We start from the raw sequence: 21,334 nt of genomic DNA, 5'->3' as shown, positions 1-21,334 counted from the left end.
TCCTCGACGGCGCTCACCGCCCACTGTCCACATCGTCCCACTTATTGCCGATGCTGATTACCGCCACCTCCCGGTCGGTCTTGTGACAGCGCCCGTGATCGGGCGCGATTAATCTCTGCCGAGACCAATGATCGTTCGAGTGCAGTTGGCACATCATCGGGGGAACGATGACCGCACACGAGGATGGTCCCTGTCCTGACTTCGATCTGGTAGCGCCGATTGCGATCCCGTCGGGCTCCAGGGTTCCCGATCACATCACCGGTCAGTCCACGAGCATGGAGTACGACCGCTATTTCCGCCTCCGCCGCGACCGGATCGGGTTGCGGGAGTGGTCGATGACCTGTCTCGAGGTGCAGCGCAAGGTCCTGGCCGATCTGACGGACGTCGGCTTGACGGCGGAGGAACGCCAGAGCCTGCTGCACGGATTGTTGCTGATGGGCAACGAGGCCCTTCAGCAGTGGATCGACATCAGCGCCGAGCAGGATCGGCGGATTCCCGCGGATGCGGGACGGCCGACATGAGATGGCGGCCCGGGCAGGCCGGCGAGCTGGATCCGGAGACCGAGCGGGCGATCCGCCGATGGAAGCTCGGCCACCACCTGTTCCACCTGTACCTGGTCACGATGAACAGCGGAATGCACCGTGCCCGGGCCAGCCTCCGCGTCGCGGAGTGGGGCGCGCTGGAGAGCGAGATCGCCGACCTCGCAGTGCTCTACGACGCCGCCACCGCGGCGATGAAATACGCCGCCGGCTTCCGGCCGGAAACCTACGAGCGGATCATCCGGCCGTCGATGAGCCCGCCGATGCTGAGCCCCGGCTTCTCCGGTCAGCTCAACCGGGACCATGAGATGACGCTGCTTCTGCTGCGGTCGCTGAAGGCCGACTTCAGAAAAGTCCGCGCGGAGGGGAAGTTGCCGGAAAGCCTGCTGTCGGCCTGGCGCCGGCTGATGTCCGCGCAGTCCCGGAATCGTCGGGAACACGTCCTGATCTGCTCGAAGTTCGTGCCCGACGGCACCTCGCTGCTGAATCGGTATTTCGCCGACAACCCCGTCTGATCTTTTCCACCGAAAAGCCTGGAGGTAGCGCAATGGTAACCGTCTGCGAGACATGGCATCTGAAGGCCGAGCACGCCGATCGGGCGCTGGAGCTCATGCAGGAGATGGACGAGCTGGTCGGGCCGCAGGCGCACGCGGACCCGGGATGGGCGGGTCACGCCTCCTTCTTCCAGAGCCAGGCGGATCCCTGCACCGTGCTGATGATGTACGCGTGGCGCAGCGTGCCGGAACACCGGGCGCTGGCCGCGTCCGAACAGGACCTGCTGGCCGAGTTCTCCGCCGAGTACTGCGCCGCGCCGCGCGACATCGCCTACTACACCGAGCTGCCGGTCGACGTGGACCACGACGACGAGCACGACCACCACCACGAGCCGGCGCGGAGTACCCATGGGTGACCTCGTGGCGCTGGTGACCGGCGGTAGCCGGGGCATCGGCCGGGCGATCTCCCGCAAGTTGGCCGGGACCGGGATGACCGTGGCGGTGAACTACCGCAGCGATCGGGCGGCGGCGGCCGAGCTCGTCGAGGCCATCGTCGCGGGCGGCGGCGCGGCGTCGGCCCACCGGGCCGACGTGCGCGGCCCCGAGGGCGTCGGCGCGCTCGTGCGGCAGGTCGAGGACGCGTACGGGCACATCGACGTGCTGGTCAGCAACGTGGGCGAGTTCAGCCTGAGCGCGGTGGCCGCCACCTCCGACCAGCTCTGGCACGACGTGCTCGAGAGCAACCTCGGGTCGGCTTTCTACGCCTGCAAGGCGGTGCTGCCCGGGATGCGCCGGCGCGGCTTCGGCCGCATCGTCACCATCGGGCTCAGCCCGGTACACCAGGTGCGGGGAGCGCCGAACCTGGCTCCGTACGCGATCGCCAAGACCGGCGTCGTCATCCTCACCAAGTCGCTCGCGGTCGAGGAGGCCGCGCGCGGCATCACGGTCAACTGCGTCTCGCCGGGTCTGATCGACAACGGGTTCCTGCCGCCGGAGCAGGAGGAGTGGATGCGCAAGCGGGTGCCCTCCGGCCGGCTCGGGCGCCCGGAGGAGGTCGCCGACGCGGTGGAGTTCCTGGTCTCCGAGCGGGCCGGCTACATCTCCGGCGCCAACCTGGCCGTCTCCGGTGCGTGGGACTGGGAGGACCGGCCGACCGGCCACGACGCCGAGGTCACCGGCCTGTTCCCAGGGAGTGCGTCATGACCAGGCAGAAGGAGACGACCAGGTACGGCGACTGGGAGCCGGAGGAGTTCGTCGGCAACGGCGAGGCGGTGCTGGCGTTCCTCGGCGACTACTTCGCCGGCATCCGTGACCTGCCGGTCAGCCCCACGGTCGACGCGAGGACGCTGTCCGCCAAGCTCGACGTCGAGATGCCGCAGGTCGGTGAGGATTTCACCACCATCCTCAACGACACGCGCTCCCTGATCGTGCCGTACCTGACCCACTGGAACCACCCGCGGTTCCATGCGTACTTCAGCAACACCGCAAGCCTGCCCGGGGTGCTGGCGGACACGGTCAGCTCGGCGCTCAACGTCAACGCGATGCTCTGGAAGTCGTCGCCGGCCGCGTCGGCCCTGGAGAAGACGGTGCTCAGGTGGATGGCCGGCATGCTGGGCATCGCCCCGGACGGCGACGGCGTGCTGGTCAACGGCGCCTCGCTGGCGACCCTCTACGCGCTCACCGCCGCCCGCGAGGCGGTGAGCGGTCTCGACGTCCGCGAGCGGGGCCTGACCGGCTACGGCCGCCGGCTGCGCCTCTACACGTCGGACCAGGCGCACAGCTCGGTCGACAAGGCGGCGATCGTCCTGGGCATCGGTCTGGAGAACGTGGTCCGCGTGCCCGCCGACGACGGCTACGCGCTGCGGGGGGCGGCCCTCGCCGCGGCCGTCCGGGCCGACCTTGCCGCCGGTCACCAGCCGTTCGCCGTGGTGGCCACGGCCGGAACCACCGCGGTCGCCGCGGACGACGAGATCGACGCGATCGCCGACGTGTGCCGGCGGTACTCGCTCTGGCTGCATGTCGACGCGGCGTACGGTGGATTCTGGCGGCTGGCCGGCAGCGGGGCGGAGGCCGCCGCCGACCTGGCCCGGGCGGATTCGGTGGTGGCCAACCCGCACAAGGTGCTCTACGCGCCGATGGAGGTGACCGCCCTCTACTGCCGCCACCGCGATGCGCTGCCCAACGTCTTCCGCCTGGTGCCGGAATACCTGAAGACCTCTCCGGACGACGGCGTGGTCGACTACATGAACTACTCGCCGCAGCTCGGCCGGTCCTTCCGGGCGCTCAAGCTGTGGTGGATCATCCGCAGCTTCGGGGTCCAGGGGTTGGCGGACCGGCTGCAGCGGTCGATCGACATGGCCCGGTGGCTGCGGTCCGCGGCCCGGGCCGACCCGGACTGGCAGGTGCCGGTGGACTCCACCTACCCGCTGGTGTGCCTGCGGTACGTGCCCCGCGACCTGCGCCGGCGGTACGGGCGCGAGCCGGTGCCGCTGCCGCAGATCGCGAGCCTCAACGCCGGCATCCTCGACGCGGTCAACGCCTCCGGATCGGCGTTCCTGTCCCATGCGGTCCTGCGCGACGGATACGTCCTGCGGGTGTCGATCGGCAACATCAGGACGGAACCGTCGGACGTCGAGGCACTGTGGACGACGCTGCGCAGCTCCGCCGAGCAGGTTCGGGACGGTCGATGGGCACCCCGGTGACGGCACGCTGGCTCCGCACGGCCGCCGGGGTGCCGGAGGGCGCGGTAGACGGCCGGCACTTCTCGACGACCGTCGGCTGGAGCCACGGGTGGGAGGGTGTCCGCACCGAGCACGTCGCGGACCATCGTCATCTGCTGCTCGACGGCGGGCCGGTGGCCGAGCTGGTGCCGTACTACCTCGTCGGCCACTCGCCGCTGTGGGACGCGTACGAGTCCGACGCGGGAATCGGCCCGATCTGGTCCGGCCCGGTCGTCTACTCGTCGAGCCTCTACGGCGAGTACGGCGGGGCCGGCGGCAGCACATCCGAGTACATCGCCACGTGCGTCGACCTCGGGCTGGAGCAGACCGCCCGGTGGGAGGCCGAGGCGCTGGTCTTCGGCAACCTGACGCCCGCCGAGGTCGGCGCGTGGTCGGCGGTCCGTCCGGGCGGTACGCCGGTGCTGGTGGATCGGGCGTACGCGGCGCGGATCGACGGCGAGGACGCTCCGCTGCCTGCCATGCGCGGCAAGGTCCGGCGGGAGCTGGTCCGTCAGTGGCGCCGGGCGAGGGACGGCGGCATCCGGCTGGGGGTGCTGGCCGGCGCGGAGATGCTGCCGGTGCTCGACGAGTTCACCGATCTCGCGATGGCGGCCGCCGAGAAGCACGGGATCAACATCTACGGCAAGGACATCTTCGAGAACCTGGTCGGCGTGCCCGGGGCCAGGTTGCTGGTCGCCGAGCACGACGGACGGATGGCGGCGGCGTTCCTGTGCTTCCTGCACCGCCGTCGGTTCAGCATGTGGACCGGGGGGATCAACTACCTGCATCTGCGCGAGCTGAAGACGTACGCGTTCCTCATGTACGAGTCCATGGCGTACGCGGCCGCCCATGGCGCCGAGATCGTCGATCCCGGGCGCGGCAACTTCGTGTACAAGGAGCGCCACGGCTTCCAGGGCACCGATCTGTGGGCGCTCGTCTACCCGACCTCGCCTAGGCCGGCGCTGTGCGAGGCGCTGCGGCGGATGAGCGAGGGCATCCACGACCACATCACGAGGAGCCTGCGGCGCGATGAGCTTGCTGAGCTCTGAACCGGCGTCGTCGTCGGCGTACACCGTCCGGATGGCCACCGTGCTGTCCACGGTGGTCGGCGTCAACATCGGCTACATGGCGGTCCTGCCGTTCCTGCCCCGGCTCGCCGCGGACCTGAGCCTGGACCGGACCGGTCTGCTGATCTTCGTGGCCGGCTTCGGGATCGCCAAGGTGCTGGCCCAGCCGGTCGGCGGCTGGGCGGCCGACCGGTGGGGCCAGCGCGTCATCGGGGTGACCGGCCTGGTGGTCGCCGCCGCGGGCATGGTGCTGGTCGCCGTCGCGAACGACGGCGGCGTGGCGCTGGCCGGGCGGCTGCTCTGGGGTGCCGGCGACGGGCTGGTCAGCCCGGCGATCTACGGCGCGGTCGGCACGATCTCGGCCCGCTACGGCAAGGACTCCTCGCGCGGTTATGCGCGGCTCGGCGTGGCCGCGGTGCTGAGCTTCGGCGCCGGGCCGTTGATCATCGGGCTGGTGCATGCGTACGCCGGATATCCCGTGATCCTCTCCGCGGCCGCCGGGCTGACGTTGCTGACCGCGCTGGTGGCGTGGTGGGCCCTGCCCGGCCGTGCCCGGGGCGCGTCCGCGGGTGACCCCGCCGCGGCGGACGAGCTCGCGCCCGAACCGGTCCGGTCCTCGCGCATGCTGCGGGCCGCGGTGTTCTTCGGTGCCGTCGATCTGTGCTGCAACCTGGTGTGGGCGGCGATGGAACCGCTGGTGCCGCTGTATCTGGATCGCGCGGTCGCCGATGCGGTGGGCCGGTCGGCGTGGGTGCTCGCGTTCGGCATGGCGGTGTTCGCGGCTCTCAGCCCGCTCATCGCGCGGCTGCCGGGCCGCCTGCGTCGGCCGCCGGCCGCGGCTGCCGGGCTCCTGCTGCTGGCGGCGGCGTGCGTCGCGTTGGGCGGCGTCGACCGTACGGTGGTCGCGCTGGTGGGCATGGCCGCCTTCATGGCCGCGCAGGCGTTCGTCTACCTGGTGGCCCGCGACGGTATCCAGCGGCACTGCGGTGGCACCGGCCGGGCCTGGGGCGTCTTCGGGATGTTGTCCGACGTCGGGTTCATGGTCGGGCCGGGAATCGGCGTCCTGCTGTTCCAGATGTCCGGTTCGGCGGCCTTTCCGCTCCTCGGCGTGAGCTCGGCCGTCAGCGCCGTCCTGATCCTCGTGCTCCTGCGCAGCACCCGCATCCTGACGGTGGGCAAGGAGGAGATCCTCCGATGACGGCGCCGCACCCGGCCGGGCGGCCGGCGGACCCCGCCACCCCGCGCCTGATGATCCCGGGACCGTGCCAGCCGCGACCCGAGGTCCTCGCGGCGTTCCAGCGTCCGGTGGCCGCGCACTACGGGCCGTCGTGGGCCCGTACGCACGAGGAGGCCCTGACGCTGCTGCGGCAGGTGCTCGGGGCGAACCGGGCCTACCTGCTTCCGGGCAGCGGCAGCCTGGCCGTCGAGGCGGCGGTGGTCAACACGTTCCGGCCCGGCCAGCGGGTGGTGATCCCGCACACCGGCTACTTCGGCCGGCGTCTGATCGAGGTCGCCCGGGCGTACGGGCTGGCGGTCCACGACCTGGCCGTCGAGCCGGGCCGGGCGGTCGAGCCGCGCCGGGTCGCCGATCTGCTGCCCGGCGCGGACGGGGTCGTCCTCGTGCACGTGGAGACGTCGACGGGCATCCGGCATCCGGTGGCGGACATCGCCGCGGTGGCCCGGCAGGCGGGGGCCGCCGTCGTCGTGGACGCCGTCTCCAGCGTCGCGGGCGAGGAGCTCGACGTGCAGGGCTGGGGCGCCGACGCGGTCGCCGCCAGTACGCAGAAGGGCCTGGGCTGTCCCCCCGGCCTGGGTGTCGTCGCGCTGAGCGAGCGCGGTCACGCCCGGATCCTGGACGACCATCCGCGCCCGTGGTACCTGGACCTGAGGCGGTGGGACCGGGAGCGCGAGGAGAGCTTCGACTGGGAGCCGCACCCGGTCACGATGCCGACCAACCTGGTGTTCGCGCTCATCGCGAGCCTGCGCGCCATCGTGGACCGCGGCCTGCCGGAGTGGCGCCGGGAACGGACGTACGTCGCCGATCACTGCCGCGAACGCCTCACCGAGCGCGGGTTCACCCTCGTCGGGGCGCCCGCGCACCGTGCCGCCCTCGTGGTGGTCGCCCGGTGCGGCCGGCCGGCCGATGCCCGGCTCCGCGTGCTGCGCGAAGCCGGGATCGCGATCGCCGGCGGCCTGGACCCGGTGCGTGACGCCATCCGGATCGGCCTCATGGGCCGCCACGGCACCTTCGAGATGGTCGACGAGTGCACCGCGGCACTCGGCACCAACCGCTGGCCCTGCGGTTCCTAGGGAGGGGGTGTCCGCTACAGGGCCGCCACCCAGGTGAAGGTGCTGGCGCCACCCGTGGCGCTCGTTCCGCCCGGCGTCGTCACCTGCACGTTCGCGGTGCCTACGGAGCGGGTGGGCAGCACCAGGTCGATCTCGGTGTCCGACCGGAGGTTGAAGGGGACGGAGCTGCCGCCGACGGTCACGCGCGATGCCGCGGTGAAGCCGGTCCCGGTGACCACCACGGAGGTCCGGACGGTCGTCAGGCCGCGGGTGACCGACAGCTCCGTGACCACCGGGCGGGCGGGTGCCACGTACGTGAAGGCGTTGCCCGCACCGACCGCGCTGACGCCGCCCGGCGTGGTCACCTGGATGTTCACCGTGCCGGCGGCTCGGGCTGGCAGGGTGGCGCCGAGCTGGGTCTCGGAGATCTGGGTGAAAGGCACCGTCCGTCCGCCGACCGTCACCCGGCTCGCCCACCGCAGCTGGCTTCCGTTGATCAGCACGGTCGTCGCGGTATAGGTCGGACCGCGGCTGACCGACAGGCTCGTGACCGACGGCGCCCCGACGGTGATGTAGCGGAAGTCGGTGTTGCTGTGCGCCTCGCTGGTGCCGCCCGGCGTGGTGACGTGCACGTTGACCCAGACGCCCGGCTGCGGCGGGAACACGGCCCGGATCTGGCTGTCGGACAGCACGGTGAACCGAGCCGGCTGGCCACCGATGGTCACCTGGGAAGCACCTCGCAGATACGACCCGTTGACCAGTACGGTGCTGGCGACCTGGGACGGTCCGGCGTCGGCCGACAGCCCCGAGACGACCGGGCGCGGGGGGAGCACGTAGGAGAGCCGGCCGGCCGGCACCACCGTGCTGGTGCCGTACCTGGTGGTGACGGTGACGTCCACGCCGCCGATGGTCGGCCGGGCGGGCGCCACGAACTGCAGTGAGGTCGGCGACAGCACCCGCAGCGACTGGGCGTAGACCGTGCCGAGCCGCACCGCGGTCGCCCCGGTGAGCGCCGTACCGGTCAGCGTCACCAGGGTGCCGCCGATGGTCAGCGCCGTAGGGGTGCTCAGCCCGGTGACCGTCGGCGGTGGGTGGTAGGTGAACTGGGCCGCCAGGCTCGGCACGCTCGTCCCGGCCGGGTTGGTCACCGTCACGTCGACGACACCGGATTCGTTGCTCCGGGGCGTGGTGACCGCCAGCTGGGTGGGGCCGACCACGCGGAACGGCGCGTTGGTGCCGCCGAACCGTACGGTGCTGGTGCTGGCCAGGTTGGTGCCGGTGAGAGTCAGCACGGCACCGCCGGCGACCACACCGGTACGCAGCGAGAGGTTGGTGACGGTCGGCTGGGCCTCCCGCAGCGGCAGCTGCCCGCGTGCCTGGAGGAACTCGTCGGCCGCGCGTGCCTTCGGTGCGGCGGACAGCGGCTGGTCCTGGTATTCACGCAGTCCCCAGGCACCCCACTTGTCCATCCGGTCGGCGCTCAGGAACAGGGCGATGGTGCCGCCGCCCAGCTCACGCCACTGCTCCAGGTAGCGGGCGTACAGGTCGCGCATGCGCTGGTGCCGGTTCGCGGTGTGGAAGAGGGTCATCAGCGCGCTGTCGTTCTCGGTGCCGAGGACCCCGGACAGGTGCTGGCCGGCCTCGTAGGCCACGAGCGACAGCCCGTACCGGTCGGCCAGCTCCTTGTGCCGGATGATCTGGCTGCGCACGGTGACGTCGATCGACTCCTGGCAGGCGTCGAGCAGGCGGGTCACGCCGGCGGCCTTCACCCGGGCCGCCACGGTCGGATGGCCCGGCGCGAAGGTGCGGCTGTCGCCCGCGATCCACTGGGCCGAGCAGTCGAAGTACGGGGCGATCGCGAGAGCGTCGGCCTCCCGGTAGGCGTCCTGCCAGGAGGCCACGTTCTCCGCGACGGCGATGTTGCCGGCCTGCGCCCCGAGCACCCGTACGAGCCGGGTGTCGGCGTCGGCGCCGAAGACCTCGCGCCAGATGCGGAAGATCTCCACCGAGCGCCGCGCGGTGAAGCGCAGACCCGCCTGGTAGTCGTTGTCGGCCAGGCCGAGCTCGCGGCCGGCCGCCTGGGCCCATGGCGTCTGCCGGAAGGCGTACGCGGTGTTCCACAGCTCGTTGGAGTACTCGACGTACACCTTGAGCTCGGGGTTCATGGTGGCGCGGACCGTCTGCGCGAAGGCGCGGACCCACTCGTCGGTGGCCTCGTGCGGGATGTTGACCCACGGATCGGCGCCGACCCGGTTGGCGAGCTGGATCATGAGCTCGGGGGCGACGCTGCGGGTCTGCGTCGACCACTCGGGCCGCGGGTAGCCGGCCCAGTCGCGGTGCCGCGAGGCGTTGGTCTGCATCCAGTCCATGAAGCGCAGCGTCTTCATGCCCCGCAGCCGCTCCAGGTAGTTCGGGTGGAACACCTGCGCGGCTCCGGTGTGCTCGAAGCCGGGCATCCAGACATGGATGTTGCGCACGTAGTTGGCCGGGTCGGTGCTCGTGATGCGCAGGAACCGGCCGCCCACACCCGGCTCGTACTCGAACCGGTTGCGGGTCCGGTTGGTGATCGTGCCGCCGCCGTGGATCGTCACGTCGCCGTCGCCGTCCCAGGTCACCACGTACCGGCCTGGTGCGTGCGGACCCTCCGTGAAGATCGGGGCGTCGACGAACTGGCCGGGCTCCAGGCGGGTGACCCAGCCCTGTGCGTCGACGGACAGCGCGGGCCCCTGCGCCCAGGCCGCGCCGACCTCCTGGCTGACCCAGTACCGGGAGCTGCGGAACGCGTCCACGAACTGCCACTCGGTGGAGTAGTCCCGCACCGGCGCGACGTTGACCCCGAGGGTGGTCTGCGCGGCCTCCGCGGCGGCGGGAGTGATGACGGTGGCCGCCCGGGCTGGAGCGGGTGCCAGCACTCCGGTGGTCGCCGCCAGCAGCACCACCATCCATCCGGCGGTACGGCGCCCCCTGGCGCGGCGATCAGTTCGCATGACGGCTCCTCAACGCTCCGGTCCGCCGCTGAACTTCGGCGCTCGGCGCGGGCGCTTGAGCGTCGCCACGGCGATCCCGATGACCGGGTGGCCCGAGCAGGTGGCCGATCGCCGATGGCAGCTGACCGTTCGGAGGAGTGGAACGGGCCGCCCTCGGCGAAGCGAAGGCGGCCCGGACGGTTACCTGGTGCGTCAGGCGGCGGGCTTCCAGGGGCCCGAGACCGCGGAGGTCGTCGGCTTCTGGTTGCGGGTCCACCACTTGGCGACGTACTTCTTGCCCTGGTAGACGGCGGTGTCCCCGGCCTTGAAGATGCGCGAGGGCGTCCAGACCGCGGTGCCGTCGAAGGTGGATGCGATCTCCTCCCAGGCGCCGTACGGTGAGCCGGGCGGCAGCAGGGCCGTCCACCACAGGGCGCGCCACGTCGCACCCTGGTAGCTGACGAGGTCGCCGGTGTTGTAGATCTTCTTGGCGTTCCACGCCGGGGTCGACGGCAGGTTCAGGCCGACGATCTCCGGGTTGTGGTCGGACGCGGCGAACGGGTCGTCGCCGTTGAACAGCAGCGTCGCGTTGTAGTTGTAGCGGCTGTAGTTGAACGCCACCGCCTCCTGCGCGTTGATCTCCCACACGTCCACGCCGGTGACCATGGCCTTGGCGGCCGGGCTGGCGAGCACGTGGTCTAGCGAACCCGCCAGGCCGTTGTACATGTACGTGTGGTCGTCCGGGGCGAAGGTGCTGCCGAGGTCGGTGTAGCCGGCCGCGTACAGCTTCTCCATCGGGTCCTCGTGGGTGTAGGCGTTGAAGTCGCCGAGCAGGAAGATCCGGTTGGTGCGCAGGGTGTCCGCCGTCTGCGCGGCGAACGTGATCACGGCCTCGGCCTCGCGTACCCGGGTCTCGTTGAAGGCGCCCTGGTTGGCCGCCGGGGACGACTTGTCCTCCTCGTCGCCGGGGTACAGCGGGGTGCCGGGGCTCTTCGACTTCCAGTGGTTGGCCACGACGAGGAAGGCGTCGTTGTCGCCGGCTCCGGCCTTCTTGAAGCCCTGGGCCATCGGCTGGCGCGCGATCGAGAACGGCTCACCCGGGTCCGACTCGGTGGTCAGCACCACCGACGAACCGACCGGCGCGATCTCCGCCTTCTTGTAGATGAACGCGGTACGGATGACGTCCTGCTGGCTCAGCGGCGGCAGCTGCTCGGCGGCCGGCGACGGCACGTACGCCCACACCGCCGAGCCGGCGGCCGCGTTGAGCGCGTCGACCAGGCCGGCGAGCGCGGTGTCGCGCGGCTCGCCGAACTTCACCGAGTTCTCGACCTCCTCCAGCAGGACGATGCTCGCGCCGAGCCGGTTGATACCGGTGACGATCTTCGACTGCTGGCGCGCGAAGCTGGCCGCGTCCGCCGCGCCGCGCGGGCCGGGGCTGTTGTCGGGGCCGGAGCAGCGGTTCACGGTGATGTGGTTGCCGGCCCGGTCGTTGTAGTAGGTGCAGGTGCCGAGCCCGGCGCCGACGTACCGCTCGCCGGTCATCGGGAAGTAGTTCTGCACGTTGAAGGTGGCCAGGCGCCCGGTGCCGCCGAGCGCGGCCGGCTGCTGCTTGCCGCCGCGCATGTCGCTGAACGTCGCCACGGCCGAGCCGTCGCCGGTGACCTGTGCGGTCGGCTGGAAGTTCCACAGCGAGAACCGGTAGTCGAGCACGACCGGCTGGTGGAACGTCACCTTCGACCCGACGCTGACCGGGTTGTCCGGGGTGAGCCACGGCAGCGGGCGGCCGCTGTTGGCGCTCGTGCTGTAGTTCGTGGTCGACGCGTCGTCGAGGGTGATCGTGCGGGCGGCATTGTCGGCGACCGCGGCGTGCGCCTCGGCACTGCCGGCGCGCCCGACGTCGGTCGGCTGGTGCAGCGGCTTGTCGCCGGCGGCCAGCGTGAACGAGCCGTGGTAGTTGGCGTCGTAGTTGTCGGTCACGGTGAAGGTGCCCTGCGGCGCGAGGAGCTCGCCCTCGTGGGCCTCCTTCTGCGCGTCGGTGGTGAGCTGCGCCCACGGCAGCGCGGCCGGCCGCACGGCCGGCAGCGGCGTGTCGAGCTTGGTCACGACCGGACCGGTGATCTCGGTCAGGCCCTGGAACTCGGTCACCTTGCCGGTCACCCGCACCGAGTCGCCGACGGCCACCTGCGCGGCCGACTGCGAGCCGAACACGAACACGGCGTCCGAGGCGCCCGGCGTGGCGTCGTCGCCGCCCGCCCCGCCGGTCTCGACGAAGAAGCCGTTGAAGCCGCCGGTCGGGTAGGTGGCGGTCACGACGCCCTCGGTGGTGACGGCCCGGCCCGCGTACGGGGAGGTGTCGGTGTCGGTGCCCTGGACCTGGGCGATCGTCACGACCGCCGGCGGCGCACCCACCTGGAAGTCGAACGTCGCGGAGCCGCTCTCCCCGGCCGAGTCCGTCGCGGTCACGGTCACCTTCGAGGTGCCCGCCGTGGTCGGGGTGCCCGAGACGACACCCGCGTCCGAGATCGTGAGGCCGGCCGGAAGATCAACCGCCGTCCAGGTGTACGGGGTGCTCCCGCCCGTCGCCTTCAGCGTGAGCGGCGTGATCTCCGTGCCGGTCGTCGCGTTCTGCGTGCCGGGGTTGGTCACCGTCACGGACGCCGGCGTCGTCGTGCCGCCGTCCGAGGAGTTCTGCGGCGTAGGCGCGGCCGTCGTGAAGTCGGTGGCGTTGTTGTCGGTGTCCGCACCGCCGGAGGCGCGCTGGTAGCTCAGGACGATCGAGTTACCGGTCGCCGCCGTGCCCTCCGGTGCGTTGCTGGTGCCCCAGCCGATCCGGTCGATGACCGCGGCATCGGTGGGCGGCACGCCCGTGGCGCCCGCGACCAGGTAGAGGGTGCCACCGGCGCCGCCCGGGTTGAGGCCGGCGCCGGCGTTCAGGTCGGGCGTGGGCAGCGCCGCGCCCGGGTTCGTGCTCGCGCCGTTACCGGGCAGCTGGACCAGGAAGCGGCCGTTCGCGGCCACCGACCCCGACAGCGCGAACACCTGCGAGCCGCTCGGCGTGCCGGTGCTTGTCGCGGACCGGTACTGCAGAGTGTTCCCCGCCAGGGGGATCGCGCTCGCGGTGGGGTTGAAGAGCTCGACGAACTTGTTGCTGTAGGTGGCCCCGGAGGAGCCTCCGTTGACGTAGACCTCACTGATGACCAGGCCGGTCCCGGCCGGGTTGGCGAACGCCGGAGCGGCGGTCCCGGCGATGGACAAGGACAGTGCAACGGTCCCGATGATTGAACGCCTCATGAGCGCAGGGGACAACGGACCCGACCTCCAATATGAATGACGCGACCCCCGCGAGTGCGGGCCGGCTCCCGGCCCCGATCGAGGGAGGACAGAATTCGAATGTCGGATGACACTAGAGCACCGTCATCGATATGACGAGATCGACCTCGGTAAACGGGGCGTGTCGTCCCGGTGGCGGCCTGGTTCGACGCCCCGGCGGCACGCGCCGAGGCGATGTCGCTCGCTCGCGGTACACCGCGACTGGACACCCTGAGCTACCCTTCAACCACTCGCCGTCACGAATATGGACCGCGGTAGCTGTCCTGGGATCGGTGCGGCAACGGGGTCGATGGGAGCTCGTCCATGACGAAAGCAGCCTCTTCGGGACATCCGCGCCGGTGGGGAGTGTTCTTCGCCGGCCTTGTCGCCGGTGTCCTGCTCGCCGCCTGCGGCCAGTCCACGGATGCGTCGACGTCGCCACCGGGTGCGGCGCCGGCCCCATCGGGCAGGAGCACGGACGCCGGTGGCCGAGAGGCGCGGCCTCCGCAGAGCGGGACGAAGACATCGGACGGTGCGGGGCGCCGGGGCACCATGCCGAAAACCCCGTACCGGGGCACGATGCCGGATGACGACAAAGGCATCACGCCTCCACGCGAGCGGAATGCCATCACAAAGCCCGACAAGGACGTCATTAAAAAGGAATCAGAAAACACGGACGGCGGAGGCTCGAACGACGGTTCCGGCGCCACCGAGCGGGACACCGGCGAGCAGATGGTGAACCGGGGCGACGCCACACGGCGGGACGCCGTCTGCCGGACGATGCCGGGTGGTCCGGTCGGAGGTATGCAGGACGCCGGTGGCGCGACGATGCCGGGTGATCCCGCCGGGGGCATGCAGGACGCCGGTGGCGCGACGATGCCGGGTGATCCCGCCGGAGGTATGCAGGACGCCGGTGGCGCGACGATGCCGGGTGATCCCGCCGGAGGTATGCAGGACGCCGGTGGCGCGACGATGCCGGGTGATCCGGCCGGCGGCATGCAGAACACCGGCTGTTAGCCGCCGGCAGCTGACGGGAACTCCGTTGCCTTCGCCGCGAAACGGTAGGACCGCCGGTTCTCCGGTCAAACTTCCGGCAGGTCGCCGCCCCAAGCCGCCTCCTCGTTCCCGGCTCGAGCGCCTCAGGCGGCGGTTGCCCGACTGGAGCCTGGAGAAGTGGATCGCCGCGGCCGGGTTCGCCATCACGGTGGCCGGCTTCGTGGCGGGCGGTGTGGCCTGGTTGATAGACCAGACGAGCGCCGGCATGGCCGCCCGGCGCCCGGTCTGCGGCATGTCGACGACGGCCGAGCCCGATCTGCTGGTCGGTGGCTACGTCGTGATCGACACCCCGGAGGCCGCCAAGACCCGGCCGTCGGTCGCGCGCGCCTGCAACTCCCGCGATGCCGACAACCGGGTGACCCGGCGCGGCCCCGGTCGCTACGACGTACGCCTGGAGAACCTCGGGGTCGACGGGGGAACCGTCGAGGTCACCGCGGTCAGCGACGGCGCGCGGGTCTGCGGTACCGACGGATGGGGCATGGCCGAGAACGGCAAGGACCTCGACGCCCGGGTGGTCTGCTCCGACCAGCGCGGGACGCCCCGGGACTCGGGCTTCACCCTGCGCTTCCTGCAGGCCCGGGCGGGCACCGGTGCCCTCGCCTATCTGCGCTATGACGCCGGATCCGCGTCACCGTTCGTGCCCGACCCCAACTACTCCTTCAACTCCTTCAGCTCCTCCGTCTCGGTGGAACGCGAGGCGGTCGGCGAGTACGAGATCTTCCTCGAGGACATTCAGCAATCCGTGGACAACGGAGCGCCGGGCGTGGTCAAGGTGACCTCCCTGGGGCCCGTGCCAAGGGTGTGCAATCCGAGGATGTGGAACTCCTGGCGGAACAAGGAGACCGGCAAGCGCTTCCTCATGGCCAAAGTGCACTGTACGGACGCGGCAGGCGTCGCAGTGGACACGGGCTTCACCGCGACGTACACCGTGGAGCTGGCGTCCCGGCCGGACCTCAGAGTGCCCGGCGCTCAGCTCTGGGCCGACGACGAGCATGCGCCGCGGTACACGCCCATGATGAGCTATCAGTACAACTCCACCGGACACGACATCATGGTGCAACGTACGGGACCGGGCAGCTACCGGGTGGAACTGGCCGGCTTCAGCGCGAGCCGAGGCCAGGCGCAGGTCTCCGGGTACGGCGGCTCCGCCTACTGCGCCGTGGCGCATTCGGTCGAGCAACTCGGCGACTCCACCACCGTGGGCGTGCGCTGCTGGCGCAACGGCCGGCCCGCCGACGCGAGATTCGTGCTCCTCCACCAGCCGTAGCGGCTGGGAGCGTGTCTGCTGTCCGTGCCGTCAGTCGCTGCTCGTCTGTTGTTCGTGACGGTGCTGTGCGGCGAGGACCTCGGGCATGTGGGTTTCCAGGTGGCGGATCAGGTCGAGCAGTTTGGTCGTGGTGGTGCTGCCGAGGTCGGTCAGGCTGTACTGCACCCGCGGCGGCATGACGGCGTGGACCTCCCGGTGGACGAAGCCGTCGCGTTCCAGGGCCTGCACGGTCTGGGCCAGCATCTTCTCGCTGATCCCGTCGACGCGCCGGCGCAGCGCGTTGAACCGCGCCGGCCCCTCGGACAGCGCCGCGAGGACCAGGACTCCCCAGCGGCCCGTGAGGTGCTCGAGCACGGGCCGGGACGGGCAGCCCCGGGCGAAGACGTCGAAGGCCGAGGTGGTGGTTGCCGTGTCCATTCCCCCATGCTACCTACCTCACAGCACTGCGGAAAAGTTTGCGCTTTCAAAAAGTTAGCGTACGGTGAGTGAGGAGCAAGGGGCCGCACTGCGACCCCGTGACCGGGACCGGCCCGGCACTCCTGGATGTGATGTGGGAGCAAACGATGATCGTTGTCACCGGAGCCACCGGGCAGTTCGGCCGCCTGGCGATCGAGCACCTGATCAAGCAGGGTGTGCCCGCGCAGCAGATCGCGGCGGCGGTGCGCACTCCGCAGAAGGCCGCCGACCTGGCCGCCCGCGGTGTGCAGGTCCGCGAGGCCGACTACGACCGGCCCGAGACCCTGACGGCCGCCTTCCAGGGCGCCGGCAAGCTGCTGTTCGTCTCGGCCAACGGACCGGACGACCTGCGCATCGTCCAGCACCGGGCGGTCGTGCACGCGGCGCAGTCCGCCGGTGTGGGCCTGATCGCGTACACCTCGATCGCCGGCGCCGACACCAACCCGATCAACCTCGCGCGGGTCCACCGCGACACCGAACGGGCGCTCGCCGCGTCGGGCCTGCCCACGGTGCTGCTCCGCAACGGCTGGTACACCGAGAACTACACCGCGGGGCTGGCCGGCGCTGTCGACCGCGGCGCGATCGTGGGTGCCGCCGGCGACGGCCGCATCGCCTCGGCCACCCGCGCCGACCTGGCCGAGGCCGCCGCCGTCGTGCTGGCCGCCGAGCAGCCCCAGGCCGGCCGCGTGTACGAGCTCACCGGCGACACCGCATGGACGCTGGGCGAACTCGCCGCCGAGGCCGCCGCGGTCTCCGGCAAGCCCGTCGTCTACACCGACCTGCCCGCCCCGCAGTACGCCGACATCCTCACCGGCGCCGGGCTGCCCGGCTTCCTGGTCGACCTGCTGGTCGACGCGGACGTGAAGGTCGCCCAGGGTGCGCTGCAAACCGTGACGGGTGACCTCGCCGCCCTGCTCGGCCGCCCCACCACCGGCCTCCGCGAAGCCGTCACCGCCGCCCTGCACCACTGACCCGTCAGGGTCGTCATGCGGGACCGGCGACGTCCAGGTCGACGAGGAAGCCGCGGGCCTGCCACTGCTCTGCGGGCAGCTGGTCGCGGACCAGTGCGTAGTACTGCTCGGGACTGAAGATCCGTAGCTTCTCGGGGTCGGGTTCCCAGTCGGAGGGCGTCGGTTCGCACAGGTCCGGGTCGTCGCGGAGGTGGTCCGGGTCGGCATCGGGGACGTCGATCAGGCGCACGCCTCCGGGGCGGCGGACCCAGTATTCGGCGCCTTGCTCGTGCAGGTCCTGCACCACCCGGACCCGCCGCACGACGCCGGCCGTGAGGGGCAAGTCGCCGGTGAGCACGGGGTAGGCGTCGACCATCAGGCACCCGTCCAGCACCAGGTCGCCGGCCCGGTGGTCGCCCTGCCGGAGCGCGCGGAGGTCACCGGCCTCGATCATTTGCGCCCAGGGCTTCCGGTCGGCGTCGAGCCACGTTCCGGCGCGCACGCCGACCTGGTGCAGCACCAGCTCGGCGGGGAGATCCGGGTCGTCGACCCAGTGCAGCCGGGTCTCCACCCGCTCGCCCGGACACCAGATGGTGTCGGGATGACAACAACCGCCGAGGAGAAGGACCGGCCAGAGCATCGGCCCATTGTGTCAGCCACCGTCCCTGCCGCGTTCAGGCCCGGCTCGCGATGCGGCGATCCGGCCGGTACGCGACACAGGGGTGGCTCGTCGGAGCCACCCCTGCGGTCGTGCAGTCGTGTTACTTCTTCGGCGGGACCGTGCAGGTCACTGCGGCCGAGGAGTTGTGCGCGTCATCGATGCCGACGATGCTGGCGTCACCCTTCAGCGTGACCTTGTAATCCACGGTTCCGGTGCCCGGCTTGACGTTCGGGGTGGCCCCGGGCGCCTGGACCAGCTTGATCCGGGTGCCGCTCGGGTACGGGCCGAACTCCGCCGAGCTGGCGGTGTCCCGGATGTACACGTCCACGGTGGAGTCGATCGCGTCGGTGGCGCCGATGGTGTAGAAGCCGTCCGGGTTGGTGGAGGCGGGCGTACCGCCGGCCGGATTCGTGCCCGGCACGCAGGTCGCGACCGGCGGCGTGGTGTCGTTCACCGTGACCGAGACGTGCTGGACGAAGGCGTCGCCCGCCGGGGCGCCGTTGAGCAGGAAGGTCACCGTGCAGTGCAGGGTGGCGCCCTGGGTGGCTGTGGCCGCCACCGTCAGAGTTTCGGCGAAGGAGGCGTCGGTGCCGCTGGTCACGGTGACCTCCGGCTTGTCGAACGTCGCCGTCAGGCCGCTGTCGCACACGGCCTTGGGGGTGACCGTGACGTCCAGGTCGCGCAGGCCGGCGAGGATGGCCGCGCTCACGCCGTCAGCGCTGACCGGCACCAGCGAACCGCCGGTCGCGTTCACCACCGCGGTGGCCTGGCCCTCCGAGTCGAGGGCGCCGACGTTCACCGCCACCACCCGCGCGTGATCGGCGGTCAGCTCGGCGATGGCGTCGGTGAGGTGGTGCCCGACGCTCGGGTCGTGGCTGGGCGCGTCGCCGACCAGGACCACGATCCGGCTGCTGCCGGCACGGTAGTCGATCGCTCCGGTGCTGACCTGGAAGAGGCCGTTCACCCAGGCCTCGGGCAGGTCGCCGCCGCCGTCCGCGACGAGGGAGTCGACCCCGGCCTGCACGGCGGCCTCATCGGCGGTCAGGTTCTGCCGCACCCGGAACAGTTCGGCGCCGTCGCTGTCGTCGCGGTACGACGCCACGGCGAACTGGGCCGACGGCTGGCTGGCCCGTACGGTGGTGATGACCGAGTGCAAGTTGTCCCGTACGTTGGCGATCGCCCCGCCCATCGAGCCGGTGGTGTCGACCAGGAGGACGACGTCGGGCTTCGGGGGGATGGCCGGGGTGTGCACCGTCTTGTTGACCGTGAACTCGGTGCCCGCGTTCACGGTCCGGGTGACGGTGGCCGGCTCGACGCCGGGCTCGGCGGCGGCGGCCGGTGCGGCGAGCGTTGCCGCCAGGGCGAAGGCGGCACCGAGCGCTACTGCGCTTCGGCGTGCGACAGTGTTCAAGATGGGCTCCTACGTGGACGATGTCTTGGTCGGTCGCGACGGCGTCATCGTAGGAGCCCAAACGCCCTCGGAGAGGGGCACTGAAGAGGGAAAACGCCGGACATCGCACCCGTGCGGCGCGAACGGCCCGAACGGCCGACCCCGGCGAGGGGAAGCCGTTCGGCCGCCGTGCCGCGCCGTTCGGCGCCGACCATCCCGGTCGCCGAAGCGGCGAGCCGTGCCGGCACTGACCGAGTCCTGAGTCTCCCCCTGCGCGTGATCAGCCCGGAGGTGCTCCCGGGCTGATCAGACGCGGGGGCCCCACTGGGCGCACGCCGCGCAGCTGCCGCAGACCGCCTGCGTCACTCCTCCGGAAGTGCAGCTCTGACGTCGCTGTCGGTGCGTTACCTCCGGCCCGTGGTGCCGGAGAACAGCTGGCCACGGACGAGCACCGCATGGACCACCAGTAGCAGGATCGCAAGGGTGACACCGATCGGCCCGGGAGCCGGGTAAGGCCACCGGTCGGCCGCCGCGGTCCATGCGGCGACGTGCTCGACGGACGGCCGCGCGTCGGCGTTGACCAGGACATAGCCGCCGGCACCATGATTCGCCACGGCTTGCGTCCAGCGGTAACCGACGGACACGACGAAACTGCCGGCAAGCACGATCCATAGCTGCCACCCTTCCCGCGACCGGACGACGGGGCGCAGGGCCGTGGCCGCGGTCGCGAGCGAAATGAGTGACGCGACCAGCAGGACCAGGCATGCCTTCTTGTAGCTGTCGAGCGTTGCGCCAAGCTCCGTGTAGGTGGCTGCTCTGGCAGTGCAGGAAGGCAGTAGCTGGTGCTGCCGAGCATGCCAGGCGGTGGCGGCCGCAAACGCCGCGGCCGCGGCCAGCCCGACCGTCGGCAACCTCCGGGGTGGTCGATGGTGTGTCACCAGGGCTGGAAGTTCTCGCAGGAGATCAGGGTGACGGTCTCGTATCGGCCGCTGCACACGTCGTTGTCCGCGCCGCCATCGAGGAAGCTGGCGCCGGTGTAGACCGAGAGGATGTCGTCCCCGTCCTCGCCGTAGAGCTTGTTGTCGCCGTCGTCGCCGCGCAAGTCGTCGTTGCCGCCGGCGCCGAGGATGGCGTCGTTGCCGTCGAGGCCGCTGATCTCGTTGGCCGCCGCGTTGCCGGCAAGGCGGTCGTTGCCCGAGCCGCCGTTGAGGAGTTCCACGTCGGCGCCGACGGTATCGTGCTCGCCGGCCACACCGTCGTCACGGGACACGCCGTTCAGGGAGACGGCGAGGGGCTTCCGGTAGCCCTGGTAGTCGACCAGGTCCCGACCGGTGCCACCGAGCAGCACGTCGGCGTAGACCTTGCGGTCGTCGGGGTCGCCGTACAGCTGGTCGTTGCCGGCGCCACCCTCGATGCGGTCCGCGCCGTACCAGGCGTTGAGGAAGTCGTTGCCGTTGCCGCCGTACAGCTGGTCGTTGCCGTTGTCGCCGAAGAGGTCGTCGACGCCGTTGCCGCCGTGGATCACATCGTTGCCGGCGCGGTCGCGCGCGTCGATGCAGTCGCTGTCGCCGAGGACCCGGTCGTCGCCGTCACCCGCGGAGACGTAGTCGGACCCGTCGCCGGCGTAGATCAGGTCGCTGCCGCCCTTGCCGTAGATCTTGTCGTTGCCGGCCGCCGGTTCGCAGAGGTCCTCGCCGTGCAGGACATCGGCCTTCGGGCCGCCGATGAGCTTGTCGTTGCCCGCGCCGCCGTACGCCTCCATCCTGAGGTCGCTCTTGTTGTCCACCGAGTCGTCCCTGTCGTAGAGCCTGACGACCACCTTGGCGGGTGTCCTCGTCGTCCTGCAACGGACCCGGGTCTTGTCGCCCCTGACCTGCTTGCAGTTCCTGCCGGGTTTGACAGCCACCCGATCGTCGATCGTGACAGTCCGCCCGGAGCGGGTGATCACGACCTTGTTCCTGGCCTTGGTGTCGGCCGAGAACGAGACCGTGGAGGCGCCCGCGGTCACCCACCCGTAGCTCGCCGCCGCAGCGGGACCAGCGACGGCCGTGGCAGCGATGATGGTGGCGGCCGAGAGAAGCAGGGCCGCCCAGAATCTACGTGACATCGAAATCCCCCGCTGTAGATATCGACGGCATCCTACCTGTCCTGACCTTCCGTTTCGCCCGGA

General features: G+C 71.1%; 18 protein-coding genes. 11 read left to right on the top strand and 7 right to left on the bottom strand.

Features of this window, described 5'->3' with window-relative positions; genetic code table 11:
• The first annotated feature begins 167 nt into the window (after positions 1-167).
• Genes IEY99_RS21140 through IEY99_RS21105 form a run of 8 tightly spaced genes read left to right on the top strand, consistent with a single transcriptional unit; the run spans position 168 to position 7,130 of the window.
• Positions 168-521 carry a hypothetical protein gene (locus IEY99_RS21140; protein WP_189205705.1) on the top strand — a complete coding sequence of 118 codons (354 nt, stop codon included), beginning with the start codon at positions 168-170 and terminating at the stop codon, positions 519-521.
• Positions 518-1,054, top strand: coding sequence for a 3-methyl-L-tyrosine peroxygenase-related protein (locus tag IEY99_RS21135; RefSeq protein ID WP_189205704.1), 537 nt, complete (start codon positions 518-520; stop codon positions 1,052-1,054). Before IEY99_RS21140 ends, IEY99_RS21135 begins: the two co-directional genes overlap by 4 nt.
• Before the next feature lie 32 nt (positions 1,055-1,086).
• Entirely contained in the window at positions 1,087-1,449 is a 363-nt protein-coding gene (locus IEY99_RS21130) for an NIPSNAP family protein (protein ID WP_189205703.1), read from the top strand.
• A complete protein-coding gene (locus IEY99_RS21125) occupies positions 1,442-2,236 on the top strand; it encodes an SDR family NAD(P)-dependent oxidoreductase (protein ID WP_189205701.1) in 795 nt (264 codons plus the stop codon). The genes IEY99_RS21130 and IEY99_RS21125 overlap by 8 nt, the downstream gene beginning before the upstream one ends.
• Positions 2,233-3,735, top strand: a complete 1,503-nt coding sequence (locus IEY99_RS21120) for a pyridoxal phosphate-dependent decarboxylase family protein (protein ID WP_189205699.1) — start codon at positions 2,233-2,235, stop codon at positions 3,733-3,735. The genes IEY99_RS21125 and IEY99_RS21120 overlap by 4 nt, the downstream gene beginning before the upstream one ends.
• A complete protein-coding gene (locus IEY99_RS21115; RefSeq protein ID WP_189205697.1) occupies positions 3,720-4,802 on the top strand; it encodes a GNAT family N-acetyltransferase in 1,083 nt (360 codons plus the stop codon). Before IEY99_RS21120 ends, IEY99_RS21115 begins: the two co-directional genes overlap by 16 nt.
• A complete protein-coding gene (locus IEY99_RS21110; protein WP_189205695.1) occupies positions 4,783-6,018 on the top strand; it encodes an MFS transporter in 1,236 nt (411 codons plus the stop codon). The genes IEY99_RS21115 and IEY99_RS21110 overlap by 20 nt, the downstream gene beginning before the upstream one ends.
• Positions 6,015-7,130 carry a pyridoxal-phosphate-dependent aminotransferase family protein gene (locus IEY99_RS21105; protein ID WP_189205693.1) on the top strand — a complete coding sequence of 372 codons (1,116 nt, stop codon included), beginning with the start codon at positions 6,015-6,017 and terminating at the stop codon, positions 7,128-7,130. The genes IEY99_RS21110 and IEY99_RS21105 overlap by 4 nt, the downstream gene beginning before the upstream one ends.
• A 14-nt stretch (positions 7,131-7,144) precedes the next feature.
• On the opposite strand, the gene IEY99_RS21100 is transcribed toward IEY99_RS21105, so the two are convergent.
• Together IEY99_RS21100 and IEY99_RS21095 are read right to left on the bottom strand one after the other, a co-directional pair.
• Complete coding sequence (locus tag IEY99_RS21100; protein WP_189205691.1) at positions 7,145-10,096, bottom strand: IPT/TIG domain-containing protein; 2,952 nt, start codon at positions 10,094-10,096, stop codon at positions 7,145-7,147.
• Between the two features lie 192 nt (positions 10,097-10,288).
• Positions 10,289-13,366, bottom strand: a complete 3,078-nt coding sequence (locus IEY99_RS21095; RefSeq protein ID WP_189205689.1) for an ExeM/NucH family extracellular endonuclease — start codon at positions 13,364-13,366, stop codon at positions 10,289-10,291.
• A 597-nt stretch (positions 13,367-13,963) separates the two neighbouring features.
• Here IEY99_RS21095 and IEY99_RS21090 point away from each other — a divergent pair.
• Together IEY99_RS21090 and IEY99_RS21085 are read left to right on the top strand one after the other, a co-directional pair.
• The gene (locus tag IEY99_RS21090) at positions 13,964-14,401 is read left to right on the top strand and encodes a hypothetical protein (RefSeq protein WP_189205687.1); all 438 of its coding nucleotides are present in this window, start codon (positions 13,964-13,966) and stop codon (positions 14,399-14,401) included.
• Positions 14,402-14,534: 133 nt separating this feature from the next.
• The gene (locus IEY99_RS21085) at positions 14,535-15,707 is read left to right on the top strand and encodes a hypothetical protein (RefSeq protein ID WP_189205685.1); all 1,173 of its coding nucleotides are present in this window, start codon (positions 14,535-14,537) and stop codon (positions 15,705-15,707) included.
• A 30-nt stretch (positions 15,708-15,737) separates the two neighbouring features.
• Here the strand turns inward: IEY99_RS21085 and IEY99_RS21080 are convergent, their stop codons facing one another.
• Complete coding sequence (locus IEY99_RS21080) at positions 15,738-16,124, bottom strand: winged helix-turn-helix transcriptional regulator (RefSeq protein WP_189205683.1); 387 nt, start codon at positions 16,122-16,124, stop codon at positions 15,738-15,740.
• 146 nt (positions 16,125-16,270) lie between these two features.
• Here IEY99_RS21080 and IEY99_RS21075 point away from each other — a divergent pair, with 146 nt between their 5' ends.
• Complete coding sequence (locus IEY99_RS21075) at positions 16,271-17,134, top strand: SDR family oxidoreductase (protein ID WP_189205681.1); 864 nt, start codon at positions 16,271-16,273, stop codon at positions 17,132-17,134.
• Between the two features lie 13 nt (positions 17,135-17,147).
• On the opposite strand, the gene IEY99_RS21070 is transcribed toward IEY99_RS21075, so the two are convergent.
• From IEY99_RS21070 to IEY99_RS21055, 4 genes are all read right to left on the bottom strand, one after another.
• Complete coding sequence (locus IEY99_RS21070) at positions 17,148-17,753, bottom strand: hypothetical protein (protein WP_189205679.1); 606 nt, start codon at positions 17,751-17,753, stop codon at positions 17,148-17,150.
• Positions 17,754-17,874: 121 nt separating this feature from the next.
• Complete coding sequence (locus IEY99_RS21065) at positions 17,875-19,185, bottom strand: vWA domain-containing protein (RefSeq protein WP_189205677.1); 1,311 nt, start codon at positions 19,183-19,185, stop codon at positions 17,875-17,877.
• A gap of 383 nt (positions 19,186-19,568) precedes the next feature.
• Positions 19,569-20,075, bottom strand: a complete 507-nt coding sequence (locus IEY99_RS21060) for a hypothetical protein (RefSeq protein WP_189205675.1) — start codon at positions 20,073-20,075, stop codon at positions 19,569-19,571.
• 23 nt (positions 20,076-20,098) lie between these two features.
• Positions 20,099-21,271, bottom strand: coding sequence for a calcium-binding protein (locus IEY99_RS21055; RefSeq protein ID WP_229799012.1), 1,173 nt, complete (start codon positions 21,269-21,271; stop codon positions 20,099-20,101).
• Between the last annotated feature and the right edge of the window lie 63 nt (positions 21,272-21,334).

Origin of the sequence: Couchioplanes azureus (genome assembly GCF_014648355.1) — a bacterium.
GTDB lineage: Bacteria > Actinomycetota > Actinomycetes > Mycobacteriales > Micromonosporaceae > Actinoplanes > Actinoplanes azureus.
The sequence above is the reverse complement of the archived record's forward strand: the minus strand, read 5'-3'. Positions and strand labels throughout refer to the sequence as shown.

Bases quoted from the DNA above. Each gene is read 5' to 3' on its own strand.
- IEY99_RS21095 (WP_189205689.1), bottom strand. From the start codon at position 13,366: ATGAGGCGTTCAATCATCGGGACCGTTGCACTGTCCTTGTCCATCGCC.
- IEY99_RS21100 (WP_189205691.1), bottom strand. From the start codon at position 10,096: ATGCGAACTGATCGCCGCGCCAGGGGGCGCCGTACCGCCGGATGGATG.
- IEY99_RS21090 (WP_189205687.1), top strand. From the start codon at position 13,964: ATGCCGGATGACGACAAAGGCATCACGCCTCCACGCGAGCGGAATGCC.
- IEY99_RS21110 (WP_189205695.1), top strand. From the start codon at position 4,783: ATGAGCTTGCTGAGCTCTGAACCGGCGTCGTCGTCGGCGTACACCGTC.
- IEY99_RS21105 (WP_189205693.1), top strand. From the start codon at position 6,015: ATGACGGCGCCGCACCCGGCCGGGCGGCCGGCGGACCCCGCCACCCCG.
- IEY99_RS21055 (WP_229799012.1), bottom strand. From the start codon at position 21,271: ATGTCACGTAGATTCTGGGCGGCCCTGCTTCTCTCGGCCGCCACCATC.
- IEY99_RS21120 (WP_189205699.1), top strand. From the start codon at position 2,233: ATGACCAGGCAGAAGGAGACGACCAGGTACGGCGACTGGGAGCCGGAG.
- IEY99_RS21130 (WP_189205703.1), top strand. From the start codon at position 1,087: ATGGTAACCGTCTGCGAGACATGGCATCTGAAGGCCGAGCACGCCGAT.
- IEY99_RS21075 (WP_189205681.1), top strand. From the start codon at position 16,271: ATGATCGTTGTCACCGGAGCCACCGGGCAGTTCGGCCGCCTGGCGATC.
- IEY99_RS21135 (WP_189205704.1), top strand. From the start codon at position 518: ATGAGATGGCGGCCCGGGCAGGCCGGCGAGCTGGATCCGGAGACCGAG.
- IEY99_RS21080 (WP_189205683.1), bottom strand. From the start codon at position 16,124: ATGGACACGGCAACCACCACCTCGGCCTTCGACGTCTTCGCCCGGGGC.
- IEY99_RS21070 (WP_189205679.1), bottom strand. From the start codon at position 17,753: ATGCTCTGGCCGGTCCTTCTCCTCGGCGGTTGTTGTCATCCCGACACC.
- IEY99_RS21140 (WP_189205705.1), top strand. From the start codon at position 168: ATGACCGCACACGAGGATGGTCCCTGTCCTGACTTCGATCTGGTAGCG.
- IEY99_RS21115 (WP_189205697.1), top strand. From the start codon at position 3,720: ATGGGCACCCCGGTGACGGCACGCTGGCTCCGCACGGCCGCCGGGGTG.
- IEY99_RS21125 (WP_189205701.1), top strand. From the start codon at position 1,442: ATGGGTGACCTCGTGGCGCTGGTGACCGGCGGTAGCCGGGGCATCGGC.